Genomic DNA, 13399 nt, shown 5'->3' on the forward strand with positions numbered 1-13399 from the left:
GCCACCGAAAGCGGTGCAAAAATGCGGCGGCCGCCGGCGGAGGCGGGAGGCGTCTACTCGTAGACGTGCGGTGCCAGGGTGCCGACGAAGTCCAGGTTGCGGTACTTCTCGGCGTAGTCCAGGCCGTAGCCCACCACGAACTCGTTGGGGATGTCGTAGCCCACGTACTTGACGTCGATCTCCACCTTGGCGGCCGTCGGCTTGCGGAAGGCGGTGCAGATTTCCACCGATGCGGTGCCGCGGGATTCGAGGTTGGTCTTCAGCCAGGACAGCGTGAGACCGGAGTCGATGATGTCCTCGACAATGAGCACGTCCTTGCCCATCAGGTCGGTGTCGAGGTCCTTGAGGATGCGCACCACGCCGGAGGACTGCGTGCCGGAGCCGTAGGAGGAGACAGCCATCCAGTCCATGGAGATGTGGCTGTGCAGTGCACGGGCCAGGTCTGCCATGACCATGACTGCGCCCTTGAGCACGCCCACAATAAGGATTTCGCGCCCTTCGTAGTCCTTGTCGATCTGGGCCGCGAGCTCGGTGATGCGCTGCTGGATCTGTTCCTTGGTGTAGAGAACGTGTTTGAGGTCTGCCTGGACGTCGGATGAATCCACCAATTGCTCCTGTGTAGATGCGGGTGCGACTATTTGCGGGACGGTTTATGAAGCCGGAATACAAGCTTCCCACAGCGGGCGGCCTCGCGGGGAACGCCTTCCGTCCCGCCCTGCCCCTGGGCACGCTCCCGGTCCTGCAGCTCGGCAAGCGAAAGACGGTACACGCTGACCCCGCCGGGCAGTTCCACCGGACCGGCCGAGCCCTTCCGCCGCAGCAGTGCTTCCGCCGCCAAAAGGCGCTGGTAGCTGGGCTGTTGACCGCCGACGCCGGCAGCCGCCTTGGCGATCACGCGGAACCTGATGGCCGGGGCCAGGTCGGTCAGGGCAGCCTCCGGGAGGCTGGTGTCGGGGCCGTCGTACTCAGCGAGCGACTCGTACGTGCTGTTGGCCACGTCCTCCAGGTAGTCGGCATCCAGCTGCAGGATGGCGGCCGTGCGTGCCAGCGATTCGGCCACCCCGGGACCGAGTTTTTCCTCCAGCACCGGCATGACCTCCACCCTGGTCCTTGAACGGGCGAAGGCAGGATCGGCGTTGCTGGGGTCGTGCCAGGGCTCGAGCTCCTCCGCGCTGCAGATCTCCAGGGTGTCCTCCCGGCGCAGGCCAAGGAACGGCCGGAGCAGCTTCCCCCTGGCGGGCCGCATCCCGGCCAGGGACCGCGTGCCTGAGCCGCGGGCCAGGCCCAGCAGCACCTGCTCCGCCTGGTCATCGAGGGTGTGCCCCAGCAGGATGGCGCCGGCTTTCCACTCCCCTGCCGCCGCGTCGAGTGCGGCATGGCGGGCATCGCGGGCCGCGGCTTCCGGCCCGAAACCCGTGGCCGCGACATCGACCGTGCGGATCTGCACCGGGTCCAGGCCCAGGTCCCGCAGGGTCTGCGCGGTTCCCGCCGCAACATCAGCGGAACCGGGCTGCAACTGGTGGTCCACCACCACCGCGCCGATGACAACCTGCCGGCCGTCCACGTGGCCGCGCCGGGCGAAATAGGCGGCCACAGCGGCCAGGGCCAGGGAGTCGGGGCCGCCGCTGCAGGCCACCAGGACGCGGGCGGGATAGCCGGCTTCGGCCAGCGCATCCTGCAGCATTTTTCGGGCCGTGCCGAGTACCGGCGCCAACCGGCCCGGCCGCCGCCTTCCGCTGGGAACGGGGCCGCCGGGAACGGGGCCGCTGGGAACGGGGCCGCCGGGGACGGGTACCGGGCCGCCCGAAAGGGAACCGCCGGCAGTGTTGGGGAGGTGCTGCACGGAAACCTAGAAACCCATCCTGTCGAGCCAGATCCTGGCGTTGTGGATTTCCTCTTCGGTGGGCAGGTTCGCCGGAGCTTCCCAGACCCGGTTGAAGCCCTCCATGCCGGCCACGTCCACCACCGCACGGACAAACTTGGCGCCGTCGCTGTACTGCTTCATCTTGGCGTCGAGCCCCAGCAGGCTGCGGATGAACTTCTCGATGACGCCCCTGTCCTTGCCGCGGGCGTTGAACCGCTGCCGGATGGTCTTCACGGACGGGACGATGCTGGCGTCCACCGCGTCCATCACCACGTTGGCGTGGCCTTCGAGCAGGCTCATGACCGCCGTGAGGTGTGACAGCGAGGCCTTTTCCTCAGGGTCCTGCAGGAGGTCGAGGATGGCGCCGCGGCCCGGAGTGGAACCGGAGGCGGCCCGGTCCTTGAGCGAGCGGGCCGCCGCCGAGGCGCGTTCCATCAGGGAGTCCACGTTGCCCAGCAGGTGCCCGCTGAGGTTGTCGATCTCGTTCAGCATGTGGTGCCGGAGCCAGGGTGCCGCGGCGAACTGCACCCGGTGCGTCTGTTCGTGCAGGCATACCCAGAGCCGGAAATCCTGGGGGTTCACATTGAGCTCGCGCTCGACGGCGATGATGTTGGGCGCAACCAGCAGCAGGCGGCCGCCGGACGGCGCCTGCGATCCTTCGGCGAGGGCGGCAAAAGGATCGTACTGGCCCAGGACCTTGCTGGAGAGGAACGCGAGCACGGCGCCAAGCTGGCTGCCGGTGATGGCGCCGCTGACGGTGGCGGCTCCGGGGCTGATGGTGCCGCGGCGGTTTTCCAGCATTTTTTCGATGGCAGGCTTCAGCATCACGGCGAAGCTCTGCGTGTTGGCCTTCGCCCAGGAGGCCCGGTCCACAACGAGGACGGATGAGTCCCGGAGGTCGCGGGCAGCCTCCAGCCCGGTGATCTGGTGGACGTGCGGAACGGAGGCGTCTGCCAGTTCCCTCAACTGGGAGACGGCGTCGCCGATCTCGGCGGCGGTCAGGGACGGGCCGGGCGGAGCCAGCCGTGCTGCTGCGGACGCGGCGAGGTCCCAGTTGATGAGGGCCTGGGCAGGGGCGGATGACTGGCTTGCAGTGGACTCCATACGCTCCATCAGAACATACGTGCCTTGCAGCGCGCCTTAAGTTCGCTGACCGGCGAACTAACTGCAGCCGCAGCCGGCCAGCGCCGTGGCCGCCGTGTCCAGGGCCGGCTTGTTGCCCTCGGCCCCCGGCGTCAGGCCGTTGCCGATGAAGGAGAACACCAGGAGCCGGCCGTCGGCGTCCACCACGTACCCGCTCAGCGCAATGACCGTGTTCAGGGTTCCCGTTTTGGCCCGCACCAGGCCGGCGCCCTCGGCCGTGGACTCGTCGATGTATCTGTCACCGAGCGTGCCGGTCAGCCCCGCCACCGGGAATCCGGCCAGAGCGGCCCTGAGCCGGGCGTCCTTGCCGTTGGTGATGGCCCGAACCACCTCCGAGAACTGGCGGGCGGACACCTGGTTGGCCAGGGCCAGGCCGGACACATCCGCGGCGAGCATTCCGTCCGTTGGGATTCCCAGCCCGGCGATCTGCCCAAGAACGGCGGCTTTTGCCGACTCGTTCGTCGCCGGCTGGCCGGCGGCGACCGCGGTCATGCGGCCCAGGGTTTCGGCGAGATAGTTGTCCGAGGTCTGCAGCATGAGGTCCACCTGCTGGCTGACCGTCGCGGACTGCACTTGGGCGAGGACTTTGGCGTCCGTCGTCGTCTTTCCGTCAAAACGCACGACGGCGGGTGCGACGGTGAGGCCGGCGGCGGCACCGGCCGCTTTGAGGCCGGCAGCGAACGCCTCCCCCGCGGCGATCGCTGGGTCCTGGGGCCGGGGCGCTGTGGTGTCTGCCGGGTCAAACCGCGCCGAATTGAGGGCCAGCGGGAAAATCGGTGCAGTCTCACCGGCGGCAACGTCATCCGGGCTCCAGGCCGGGTTCAGCGCCGGACCGGTGAAAAGGGAATCATCCACCAGCACCTGGACCTGCCCCTTGAAGCCGCTCTTGCGCAGTGAGTCAACGGTCTGTTTTGCCAGCGTGGCGAGCCCAGCGTGGCCCAGGACCTTGGACTCCGCGGAGTCGCCGGCACCGAGCAGGACGTCCCCGCCGCCTACCAGCACGACTGACCCCATTGCGGCCCCCGGAGATCCCGCGGCAGCCGGCCCGGCGACCACCCTGGTGCTGAACCGTTCCTCGGGGCCGATCCCCCGCAGCGCGGCCACGGCGGTGAGGAGCTTCATGTTGGAGGCCGGAATCCTCCTGGCGGCACCTTCCCTGTCGTAAAGGACTTTGCCGGTGGCGGCGTCCTGGACCACGGCCGTGAACGTTCCGCCGCCGTCGGTCTTGAGGAGGGGGTCCAGCCGTGCCGCCACATTGGCGGGTACCGGCACCGGCGCCGTGGTGCTGAGCGGATCGATGCCCTGCGGGACGGACAGTTGTTCCGGGACCAGCTGCCAGGCGGGGGTCTCTGCCGGCTGGGCCGTGGACTGGGCCGGCCCCGTCAGCGCGGGGGCAATGAGCATCCCGGCGGGAAGGGCCAGTGCCAGGAGGAGCACCGTGAGGACGAGGGTAGGCCAGCTCCGGACCAGTTTGTGAAATTTGCCTGTGGAAAGCCTGCCGCGGCTATTGGCCGTGCCCCTGGTGCCGCTCATACTGCTGGTCCTCAAAGTCCTGAAATTACCCCATTAGTTCCTGAAACCTGGGCCTCTCGCTATATCCTCAATAGTAGTCGGCGGCACCGACAGTCCATTTTTGGTTGATCATCGCGTGTGCCGCGAACACCAAGCAATCGTCGAGGAGCATTCCATGAAGCATGACGTGACCATCGAGATCCCCAAGGGATCGCGCGTTAAGTACGAAGTCGACCATGAGACCGGCCGGGTCCGCCTGGACCGTGTCCTCTTCACTTCCATGCAGTACCCCACCCACTACGGCTTCTTCGAGAACACCCTCGGCGAAGACGGCGACCCGCTGGACGCACTGGTGCTCCTGCAGGACTTCGATCTGCACCCGGGCGTCATCGTTGAGGCCCGTCCGATCGGCGTCTTCAACATGACCGACGACGGCGGCGGAGACGCCAAGGTCCTCTGCGTTCCGGCCGACCCGCGGTTCGACCACATCCAGGAAGTCAGCGACGTCAACGAATTCCTGATCAAGGAAATCGAGCACTTCTTCACCCGCTACAAGGACCTGGAGCCCGGCAAGTGGGTCAAGGCCGAGGGCTGGGCCGACCGCGCAGCTGCCGAAGCCGAACTCGAGGCTTCCATCAAGCGTTACGTGCCCGCAGCACACTAGCAAGCACGACTGGGCCCACGCCGCCAGGGTTCCCTTGCCGAGCGAAGCGAGGTTAGGGAGGCGGTGGGGAGGTAGGTGGGGTTCGCCAAGAACCCCACCTACCGCCGTCGTTCTTTAATGCGCGAACTGGCAGCTGATGCCCTCAAATCCGGGTTTTGAGGGCATCAGCTGCCAGTTCGGGCCAGGAGTGAGATCCGTAACGTGCCGTAGGCTCCCAGCTTGCCTCGACGTGGGCACCGGGTAGTCTGATGTCCACCATGTTCACGCTGACTATCAATCAAACAGACAGCCGGCGCGACGGCGACCGGGTCCCGCATCTCCTCAAGGACCTACGACATATCCCGGCGCGACTGGACTTTGACCGCTCCGTCGAGGACGAGGTGCAGGGCATCGTGGATTGCCCGCACCAGGCGGTGGATGCGGCCCTGATCGCGCTCCGCTGCGGAAGCTGGTACGTGGGGATCGGCGTAGGCCCGGTGAACGAGCCGCTGCCCAACCAGATCAAGGACGCCAGCGGGCACGGCCTCATCTACGCCCGCCGTGCCGTGGACCGCCTCCGCAACAGCAAAGAGCGCATCCCCGTGGCCGTGGAGGGTCCCCTGGCGGACGTGGCAGCCGAGTCCGAGTCGGTGCTCCGCCTGCTGGGCTACATCGTCAGGGACAGGAGCGAGGCCGAGTGGCGCGTGCTTGACCTGATGACCCCCGGGGTGCGAGGCCAGCAGAAAACCGTTGCCGCCGAGCTCGGCATCACCTCGCAGGCCGTCAGCAAGGCTGTGGCGAGGTCGCAGTGGAACGAGGAGCACGCAGCCCGGCCGGCGGCGGCCAGGCTGCTCGCGCTGATTCTCGACGTGCGTTAGGGCGCCTCTTAAACTGGGGCGCCCGCTACAGGAGGCCGCGGAGCACGTGGGCGGCGCCGTCGTCGTATACCGACTTGGTGACCTCGTCCGCGGCGGCCACCACTTCCTCCGGAGCCTGTCCCATGGCCACGCCGCGGCCCGCCCAGCCGAGCATCTCGATGTCGTTGCGGCCGTCGCCGATGGCAACCGTGGCGGCGGGATCAACACCGAGGAGGCCGCGGAGGTTCTCCAGGGCGCTGGCCTTGGTGACGCCGGCCGCGGCGATGTCCAGCCATGCGGTCCAGCCGACCGAATAGGTCACCCCGGCAAGGCCGATGTGCCCGATGGCTTCGTTGAACTCCTCGGGCGTGTTCTCCGCGCTGAAGACGACGACACGGACGGCCGTGGCCTCGAGCATGGTCTGGAAATCCACACCGATGGCCTCGACGCCGAAGCTCGCGTCCTGGAAGCGCTCGGTGGAGAGGAAGTTGCCGTCCTCGTCCTCCAGCGCGTATTTGGCTGCTGGCAGGCGCTTACGGAGGGCGCGGAGCGCGGGACCGGGATCGAAGGTGGCCTTGTGGATGATGTCGTAGCCGTTGGGCAGGCCCGGGTCGAGGCGAAGTGTCACGCCGCCGTTGCAGCAGACCGCGTAGCCGCGGTCCAGGCCGATCTGTTCGATGATGGGGAGCGTGGCGTTGAGCGAACGTCCGGTGGCGATCAGGACCTCGTGCCCGGCTGCCACCACGGCCTGTGCGGCGTCGCGGACCGGAGCGGACATGTGGCCGTCGTGGTCCACGAGGGTGCCGTCCACGTCCAGGGCGATCATGAGCTTCTGTTGTGCGTCTCGCCGGTCTTCGATGCCGGCGGCTGAGGATTCAGTCAGTGTAGTCATGCTTCCTAGTAGAGCAGACGCCCCTGACACCCACTAGGACGCAGAGCACAGCAGGGCGTGAACAGCGGGTAAATACTCACAGGTTGTCCCCGGTGTGAGTATTTACCCGCTGTGCAGAATCCGCTTAGAGAACGGGAAGAACCTGGAGCCCGCCGAGGTACTTCTGCAGGGCCGCGGGCACGTTGACCGAGCCGTCAGCGTTCTGGTGGTGCTCCAGCAGGGCCACGATCCAGCGCGTGGTTGCCAGCGTGCCGTTGAGCGTGGCCACAGCACGGGTGCCCTTGGGGCTGCCGTCCTCGGTGAACACACGCTCACGGATGTTCAGGCGGCGGGCCTGGAAGGTGGTGCAGTTGGACGTCGAGGTCAGCTCGCGGTAAGCACCCTGCGTGGGGACCCAGGCTTCGCAGTCGAACTTGCGGGCCGCGGACATGCCGAGGTCGCCCGCGGCGGTGTCGATCACGCGGTACGGAAGCTCGCACTTGGCCAGCATCTGCTCTTCCCAGGCCAGCAGGCGCTCATGTTCGGCCGCGGCCTCTTCCACCGTGGTGTAGATGAACATTTCCACCTTGTTGAACTGGTGGACCCGGATAATCCCGCGGGTGTCCTTGCCGTGCGAGCCGGCCTCGCGGCGGTAGCAGGAGCTCTGGCCGGCAAAACGGATGGGGCCGGCGGAGAGGTCCAGGATCTCGTCCGCGTGGTACCCGGCAAGCGGCACCTCCGAGGTGCCCACAAGGTAAAGGTCGTCCTCGGCGAGTCGGTAGATTTCGGCGTCGTGCTTTACATCAAACCCGGTGCCCTGCATGGTCTCCGGACGGACCAGCGTGGGGGTGATCATGGGGATGAAGCCGGCCTCGATGGCTTGCTCCATGGCCATCTGCAGCAGGGCCATTTCCAGCCGGGCACCCACGCCGCGGAGGAAATAGAAACGCGCACCGGAGACCTTGGCCCCACGCTCCATGTCGATCGCGCCGATCAGCTCGCCGATTTCGAGGTGGTCCCGCGGTTCGAAGTCGGGGAATTCACGCGGCGCGCCCACGGTCTTGACCACGACATAGTCGTCCTCGCCGCCTGCCGGCACGCCGTCTTCAATGAGGTTGGGGATGGTGCGCAGCAGTTCTTCCTGCTTTGCCTGGGCGGCGTCGGCCTCCGCCGAGGCGGCCTTCACCGCACCCGCCAGTTCGCGGACCTCGGCGAGCAGCGCCTGCTTTTCCTCGCCCTTGGCCTGGGCCACCTTCTTGCCGAACACGTTCTGTTCGGCGCGGAGGTTTTCAAAGCCGATCAGCGCCGCACGGCGGGCAGCGTCGGCGTCGATGATCGCGTCCACCAGGGTTTCGTCCGCACCGCGGGCGCGCTGGCTGGCGCGGAACTTGTCCGGATTTTCGCTGAGGTCTTTTACGTCGATCACCAGACAAGGGTATCGAATCTGCGGGACACTCCGGGCGGGATAGTGTTGGAGCACCATGAGCGACCTGCTTCTTTACGTCCTGATCGCTGCAGCCCTGGCTTTCGCCGTCTCCAGCTGGTGGGGCGTGCGCAGGCTGAAGGCCCTGCACATCCGCAGCGCCGTGCGCGAAGAGGCCCACGAACACGGCCTGGAACGCCAGCGCGTCGCCGTCATCCTCAACCCCGTCAAGGCCAAGGCCGATGAAGCCCGTGCCACCATCCAGCGTGCCTGCTTGGCCGCCGGCTGGGAGGAGCCGCGGTTCTTTGAAACGACGCCGGAGGACCCGGGACATTCCCAGGTCCGGGCGGCGCTGGAGTACGGAGCCGACGTCGTCCTGGTGGGCGGCGGCGACGGTACGGTGCGCGTGGCGGCCGAGGCCCTGGCGCACACCGGGGTGGCGATGGGCCTGGTCCCGCTGGGCACCGGCAATCTGCTGGCCCGCAACGTGGACCTGGACGTCTACGACCTGTACGGCAACATCCAGACCGCGCTCTTCGGCCACCAGCGGTTCATCGACACAGCCCGAATGAAGATCGAGAACTCGCTCACCGGGCACTCCTCAAGCCACTCGTTCCTCGTTATCGCCGGCATCGGCATGGACGCCGAGGTGGTGGGTGACACGAACGCTGACCTCAAGCGCGCCGTCGGATGGCTGGCCTACACGGAGGCCGGCGTCCGTCACCTTCCCGGGCGCCGGAAGAAGGTGGCCATCTCACTGGATGACCAGCCTGACCAGTCGCGGAAGATCCGCAGCATCCTCTTTGCCAACTGCGGGCTGGTTCCGGGCGGCATCGACTTTATCCCGCAGGCCATGATCGACGACGGGATGCTGGACGTGGTGGTCATGAGCCCCCGCAGCGCCGTGGGCTGGCTGGCGATGTATGCCAAGATCCTGTTCAAGCACAAGCGGCACCTGCCCGTCATGAGCGTGTACCGCTCCGGCAAGGTGGTGATCAAGTGCCCCGAACCGATGCCCACCCAGCTCGACGGCGACACGTCCGGCGACGCCACGAAGGTGACAGTTCAGGTGGAGCCGAGGTCGCTGCTGGTGCGCGTCAGGGAAGAAACCGCGCGCGTCCCGTAGAACGTCAGGGCAGTTTGGCTAGGCTGACTGGGCGTGCTTGGCGGACTCGGCAGCGGCCTTGGCGGCTGCCCTGGCTTCGGACTGTTCGCGGATCATGGCCTGCTCCTCTTCGAAACGCAGGCGGTCCGCACGGTCGGCCTCGTCCCCGTCCCAGTCCTGGTTCTCGGCTGTGGGCTTGGGATTGACGATCATTCCCTGGCCGTCATTGTCATTCTTGTCCGACATGACCCACTCCTTTCGTTGGGGCCATCCCTTTGTTGATCATGCAAGCATACGCACAGCAACAGGGGCAGGGAAGTGCCCCGCAGGGCATTTATCTACGCTGACGGCGAAGCTTCCACCGGCGTCTCCGAGCCCAGGGAGTCGCTGGCGAGTATCCCTTTGACCCATGCATGCGCCGCCTGGAATGCCTCGTCAGTCGTGTGCTCCCGTACCACGGGGGCCTGCGCATCGGCACGGCCGTAGGAGCCAAGGAACCGCGTGGCAGGACTGATGCGGTGCAGGCCGGCGAGTGCGTCGGCCACCCGCGCGTCGCCAACGTGGCCGTCGGCGTCGATGCTGAAGAAGTAGTGGCCCAGGTACTGCCCGGTGGGCCGGGATTCGATGCGGCTCAGGTTCACGCCGCGGGTGGCGAACTGGTCCAGGATTTCCATCAGGGCGCCCGGCCGGTCCTCAGGAAGGGGCACCACCACCGTCGTCTTGTCCGCACCGGTCCGGGCCGGCAGGACACCCGGACGGCTGACGAGAATGAATCGCGTCACGGCGCCGGGATTGTCACCGATGTTCTCGGCCAGCACGTTCAGCCCGGGTTGCTCCGCGGCGACTATCGGCGCGCAGATGGCGGCGTCGTAGTGCGCGTCGTCCTCCAGCAGGCCCATTGCAGCAGCGGCTGTGGACGAACCGGGAATGTATTCTGCACCGGGAATATGTTGGTCCACCCACAGCCGGCACTGCGCCCAGGCGTGCCCGTGCGTAGAGATCCGCCGGATCTGGGAAAGCCCGACGCCGGGCCGCGCCACCAGCACGAAGCTGATGGGCACCAGGGCTTCGCGGATGATCCGCAGCTCCTGTCCCGTGGCAATCGCGTCCAGGGTGGCCGTGACGCCGCCCTCCACCGAGTTCTCGATAGGCACCATGGCGGCGTCCACCGACCCGTCCCGCACCCTGTCCAGCGCCGCGTTGACGTTGGAGGACGGGATGCGCACGGCTTCGGCAGCATCAGGAACCTGCAGAAGCGCCGCCTCCGTAAACGTGCCCTCGGGGCCGAGGAAGGTGTAAGTGCGGCGGGCGGCGGGCATGGATATTCCTTTGCGGGGATAGGACGGGAAGGACGACGGCGGGCCGGGCCGAGCGAATGCGGCCGGGCTAATGCGGCCTACAGAACCACGGGCTTGAGGCCGTTGTCGGACACCAGCGGCTTGCCCGATTCCAGCCACTGGTCCATGCCGCCGGCCACGTTCACGGCCGAGTAGCCCTGGCCCACCAGCCAGTGCGCTGCGCGGAAGGAGCGCCCGCCGGTCCGGCAGATCACATACAGGTCCTCGTCCGGGTCGAGGTCGTCCAGGCGTCCGGGCAGCTGGTCCATCGGGATGTGCAGGGCGCCTTCAGCGTGCCCGGCTACCCATTCGTAGTCCTCCCGCACGTCCAGAATGGTGGCGTCCGCGGGGACGTCCTTCACAGTGACGGTATCGAAGTCGCTCATGGGAGTCCTCTCCTTGGCCTCAAGCTCTCAGCTCCAGCGTATCGCCAGCACTGCCCCCGCACCCGCCGGCCGGCACAGGTTACGCTGGTCCGAAGCCCGCGAGCCGCTCAAAAGGGAGCACAGCAAAGGAGCACAGTGTCCGCCCCATCCCGCCTGGCAGACATCCACCGCATGCCGGCCGTCCAGCTCAGGGCAGCGCTTCATTCCGGAGAACTCTCCGCGCGCGAGGTCACGGAGCATTACCTGGCGCGGATCGAGGAATCGAACCCGAGGCTCGGCGCCTTGATCACCGTCACCGGACCACGGGCGATGGCCGAGGCCGCCGCAGCAGACGCCCTGTTCGCCCGGCGCCGCCCGGACCAGCCGCTCCCGCCGTTGCACGGGATGCCGGTGGCGTTCAAGGACCTCACCGATGTTGCCGGCGTAATCACCACCCACGGCAGCGCAGCGCTGGACCGGCGTCCGGCACCGGCCGACGGCGCCCTCGCGGCGGCGCTCAGGGGTGCAGGCGCCATTTCGCTCGGTAAGACCCAGGTACCCGAATTCGGGCTCACGGCCTACAGCGAAAACCGCATCGCACCGCCGTCGCGCAATCCCTACGCCCTGAGCCGGAGCTCGGGCGGTTCCTCCGGCGGCAGTGCCGCTGCCGTGGCGGCTGGGCTGGTGCCGTTTGCGCCCGGAACCGACGGCGGCGGGTCGATCCGGATTCCGGCGGCGGCATGCGGGCTGCTGGGCCTGAAACCCGGCCGGGGCGTGGTCCCGGCGGGTGAAAGCAGCGGGGATCCCGCCGGCCTGGTGGTGGCCGGGCCGCTGGCGCGTTCCGCGGCCGACGCCGCGCTGCTGCTGGATGTCATGGCCCCCGCCGACGCGGCCACGGACAGCGCGGGAAGCGCAGACGGAGTGGGCTACCTGAATGCCGTAAGCCGGGCTCCTGCTCCGCTGCGGATCGGCGTCAGCCTGGACAGCCCGTGGGGCGGGATCTTCCCGTTCACCCCCGATCCGGAGGCACTGGATGCGCTGAACGCCGGCATCCGGCTGCTGACAGGTGCCGGGCACGACGTCGTCGAGGCTGAGATCCGGTACGACAACCGTTACCCCGACGCGTTCACCACTGCCTGGACGGCCGGGGTGGGTGCGGCCCGGATCGCACCGCACCGCGAGGCGCTGCTGACGCCGCTGACGCGGACCTTCCGGCGGCGGGCGCAGCAGCGGAGCGCCGCCAAACTCAACGAATGCCTGGCGTTCCTGCGGCAATTCGAGCGCGACACGCTGGCGCAGTACTCAGCCTGGGACTTGATCCTGACGCCGGCGCTGGCCCAGACACCGCGTCCGGTGGGCTGGTTCTCCGGGTCGGGCCACGGTGACGGCCGGTGGCCGTCACCGGAATGGGCGGGCGACGCCGACGGCGACTACCGCAGGCAGTGCGAATTCGCACCGTGGTCGTCCATGGTCAACGTGTGCGGCCTGCCGGCCGTCAGCATCCCCGTGCACTGGACCGGGGGCCGCCCGGGAGCTGGGCTTCCGATGGGCATCCAGCTGATTGGCCGGCCCGGCTCGGAGGCGCTGCTCCTGCAGGTGGCAGCCCAGCTGGGGTTCTGAGTTGGGGGTACCAGCCGGTCAGATGGTGCTGGACGTGCTGGCGACGCTGGCCAGGATGGTGAGCCCCACGATCGCGAGGACGGTCAGGACCAGGCCGAGATACCCCATCACCAGGCCGGCAATGGCGAAGCCGCGGCCTGACGGTTCACGGCGCAGCGCCAGATGGCCCAGGATCACGGCGGCCAGCTGCGGCAGGATGAAGACCCCGAAGCCCAGGTAGACGGCGATGCCGCAGCACATGCTGGCGATGCTCAGGCCCTTGGGCTGGGGTGCCGCGCCGTAATACGACGGCTGGCCGTACGGGCTGGAGTATTGCTGGCCGTACTGGTAGCCGTACTGCTGGCCATAGGGGCTGGCCGGCTGGCTGTGCTGCTGGCCGGCGTCGCCATACTGGCCGCCGCCATACTGCTGGCCGCCGTACTGCTGGCCGGGCGGGGCATACAGCGGCGGATCGTACAGTGGCGGGGCCGGGATGTCCGGGCCCTGGGTGCTATACGGCGATTGCTGGTGGGTGTCCGGTGCCTGCTCGTCGCCGGACCCGGGACGCTGCTCTGTCATGGAATTCCCCTCATTTGGTCCTCAACAGAACATTACCGCCGGCGCCACCGCAATGGCTCGGGAGGCCTGAGGACTTGGGAAGCCTGATCGTTTGAGAAAGC

At 67.7% G+C, this 13399-nt stretch carries 14 protein-coding genes; 4 read left to right on the forward strand and 10 right to left on the reverse strand.

What is annotated here, in order from left to right; translation table 11 throughout:
- Positions 1–53: 53 nt before the first annotated feature.
- The 4 genes from hpt to dacB form a co-directional block, all read right to left on the reverse strand.
- Positions 54–605 carry a hypoxanthine phosphoribosyltransferase gene (gene hpt / locus ACFRAU_RS01330; RefSeq protein WP_003799723.1) on the reverse strand — a complete coding sequence of 184 codons (552 nt, stop codon included), beginning with the start codon at positions 603–605 and terminating at the stop codon, positions 54–56.
- A gap of 29 nt (positions 606–634) precedes the next feature.
- Positions 635–1684, reverse strand: coding sequence for a tRNA lysidine(34) synthetase TilS (gene tilS / locus ACFRAU_RS01335; RefSeq protein WP_377998580.1), 1050 nt, complete (start codon positions 1682–1684; stop codon positions 635–637).
- A gap of 165 nt (positions 1685–1849) precedes the next feature.
- A complete protein-coding gene (locus ACFRAU_RS01340; RefSeq protein ID WP_377998474.1) occupies positions 1850–2968 on the reverse strand; it encodes a zinc-dependent metalloprotease in 1119 nt (372 codons plus the stop codon).
- Between the two features lie 57 nt (positions 2969–3025).
- On the reverse strand, positions 3026–4540 hold the full coding sequence (gene dacB / locus ACFRAU_RS01345) for a D-alanyl-D-alanine carboxypeptidase/D-alanyl-D-alanine-endopeptidase (protein WP_377998475.1): 1515 nt from the start codon (positions 4538–4540) through the stop codon (positions 3026–3028).
- Between the two features lie 154 nt (positions 4541–4694).
- Between dacB and ACFRAU_RS01350 the strand changes: the two genes are divergently transcribed.
- Together ACFRAU_RS01350 and ACFRAU_RS01355 are read left to right on the forward strand one after the other, a co-directional pair.
- Positions 4695–5183: an inorganic diphosphatase gene (locus ACFRAU_RS01350; protein ID WP_003799714.1), complete on the forward strand. Its 489-nt coding sequence runs from the start codon at positions 4695–4697 to the stop codon at positions 5181–5183.
- Positions 5184–5440: 257 nt separating this feature from the next.
- A complete protein-coding gene (locus ACFRAU_RS01355) occupies positions 5441–6040 on the forward strand; it encodes a hypothetical protein (RefSeq protein WP_377995299.1) in 600 nt (199 codons plus the stop codon).
- Between the two features lie 25 nt (positions 6041–6065).
- Here ACFRAU_RS01355 and ACFRAU_RS01360 read toward each other — a convergent pair whose 3' ends face one another.
- Positions 6066–6911, reverse strand: coding sequence for an HAD family hydrolase (locus ACFRAU_RS01360; protein ID WP_377995300.1), 846 nt, complete (start codon positions 6909–6911; stop codon positions 6066–6068).
- Between the two features lie 124 nt (positions 6912–7035).
- Positions 7036–8316 carry a serine--tRNA ligase gene (gene serS, locus ACFRAU_RS01365; protein WP_377998476.1) on the reverse strand — a complete coding sequence of 427 codons (1281 nt, stop codon included), beginning with the start codon at positions 8314–8316 and terminating at the stop codon, positions 7036–7038.
- Positions 8317–8371: 55 nt separating this feature from the next.
- On the opposite strand from serS, the gene ACFRAU_RS01370 reads away from it, so the two are divergent.
- Complete coding sequence (locus ACFRAU_RS01370) at positions 8372–9439, forward strand: diacylglycerol/lipid kinase family protein (protein WP_377995302.1); 1068 nt, start codon at positions 8372–8374, stop codon at positions 9437–9439.
- Positions 9440–9457: 18 nt separating this feature from the next.
- Here ACFRAU_RS01370 and ACFRAU_RS01375 read toward each other — a convergent pair whose 3' ends face one another.
- The 3 genes from ACFRAU_RS01375 to ACFRAU_RS01385 form a co-directional block, all read right to left on the reverse strand.
- On the reverse strand, positions 9458–9664 hold the full coding sequence (locus tag ACFRAU_RS01375) for a hypothetical protein (protein ID WP_377995303.1): 207 nt from the start codon (positions 9662–9664) through the stop codon (positions 9458–9460).
- A gap of 92 nt (positions 9665–9756) precedes the next feature.
- Complete coding sequence (pheA, locus tag ACFRAU_RS01380) at positions 9757–10737, reverse strand: prephenate dehydratase (RefSeq protein WP_377998477.1); 981 nt, start codon at positions 10735–10737, stop codon at positions 9757–9759.
- 77 nt (positions 10738–10814) lie between these two features.
- The gene (locus ACFRAU_RS01385) at positions 10815–11141 is read right to left on the reverse strand and encodes a rhodanese-like domain-containing protein (protein ID WP_377995305.1); all 327 of its coding nucleotides are present in this window, start codon (positions 11139–11141) and stop codon (positions 10815–10817) included.
- Between the two features lie 171 nt (positions 11142–11312).
- On the opposite strand from ACFRAU_RS01385, the gene ACFRAU_RS01390 reads away from it, so the two are divergent.
- Positions 11313–12740, forward strand: a complete 1428-nt coding sequence (locus ACFRAU_RS01390; protein WP_377998581.1) for an amidase — start codon at positions 11313–11315, stop codon at positions 12738–12740.
- Positions 12741–12758: 18 nt separating this feature from the next.
- On the opposite strand, the gene ACFRAU_RS01395 is transcribed toward ACFRAU_RS01390, so the two are convergent.
- Positions 12759–13298: a DUF4190 domain-containing protein gene (locus ACFRAU_RS01395; protein ID WP_377995306.1), complete on the reverse strand. Its 540-nt coding sequence runs from the start codon at positions 13296–13298 to the stop codon at positions 12759–12761.
- Between the last annotated feature and the right edge of the window lie 101 nt (positions 13299–13399).

This window comes from Arthrobacter sp. NPDC056691, assembly GCF_042791415.1.
In the GTDB taxonomy this organism is placed as follows: Bacteria; Actinomycetota; Actinomycetes; order Actinomycetales; family Micrococcaceae; genus Arthrobacter.

Bases quoted from the DNA above. Each gene is read 5' to 3' on its own strand.
- tilS (WP_377998580.1), bottom strand. From the start codon at position 1,684: ATGCTGCAGGATGCGCTGGCCGAAGCCGGCTATCCCGCCCGCGTCCTG.
- ACFRAU_RS01340 (WP_377998474.1), bottom strand. From the start codon at position 2,968: ATGGAGTCCACTGCAAGCCAGTCATCCGCCCCTGCCCAGGCCCTCATC.
- dacB (WP_377998475.1), bottom strand. From the start codon at position 4,540: ATGAGCGGCACCAGGGGCACGGCCAATAGCCGCGGCAGGCTTTCCACA.
- ACFRAU_RS01350 (WP_003799714.1), top strand. From the start codon at position 4,695: ATGAAGCATGACGTGACCATCGAGATCCCCAAGGGATCGCGCGTTAAG.
- ACFRAU_RS01355 (WP_377995299.1), top strand. From the start codon at position 5,441: ATGTTCACGCTGACTATCAATCAAACAGACAGCCGGCGCGACGGCGAC.
- ACFRAU_RS01360 (WP_377995300.1), bottom strand. From the start codon at position 6,911: ATGACTACACTGACTGAATCCTCAGCCGCCGGCATCGAAGACCGGCGA.
- ACFRAU_RS01370 (WP_377995302.1), top strand. From the start codon at position 8,372: ATGAGCGACCTGCTTCTTTACGTCCTGATCGCTGCAGCCCTGGCTTTC.
- ACFRAU_RS01375 (WP_377995303.1), bottom strand. From the start codon at position 9,664: ATGTCGGACAAGAATGACAATGACGGCCAGGGAATGATCGTCAATCCC.
- pheA (WP_377998477.1), bottom strand. From the start codon at position 10,737: ATGCCCGCCGCCCGCCGCACTTACACCTTCCTCGGCCCCGAGGGCACG.
- ACFRAU_RS01385 (WP_377995305.1), bottom strand. From the start codon at position 11,141: ATGAGCGACTTCGATACCGTCACTGTGAAGGACGTCCCCGCGGACGCC.
- ACFRAU_RS01390 (WP_377998581.1), top strand. From the start codon at position 11,313: ATGCCGGCCGTCCAGCTCAGGGCAGCGCTTCATTCCGGAGAACTCTCC.
- ACFRAU_RS01395 (WP_377995306.1), bottom strand. From the start codon at position 13,298: ATGACAGAGCAGCGTCCCGGGTCCGGCGACGAGCAGGCACCGGACACC.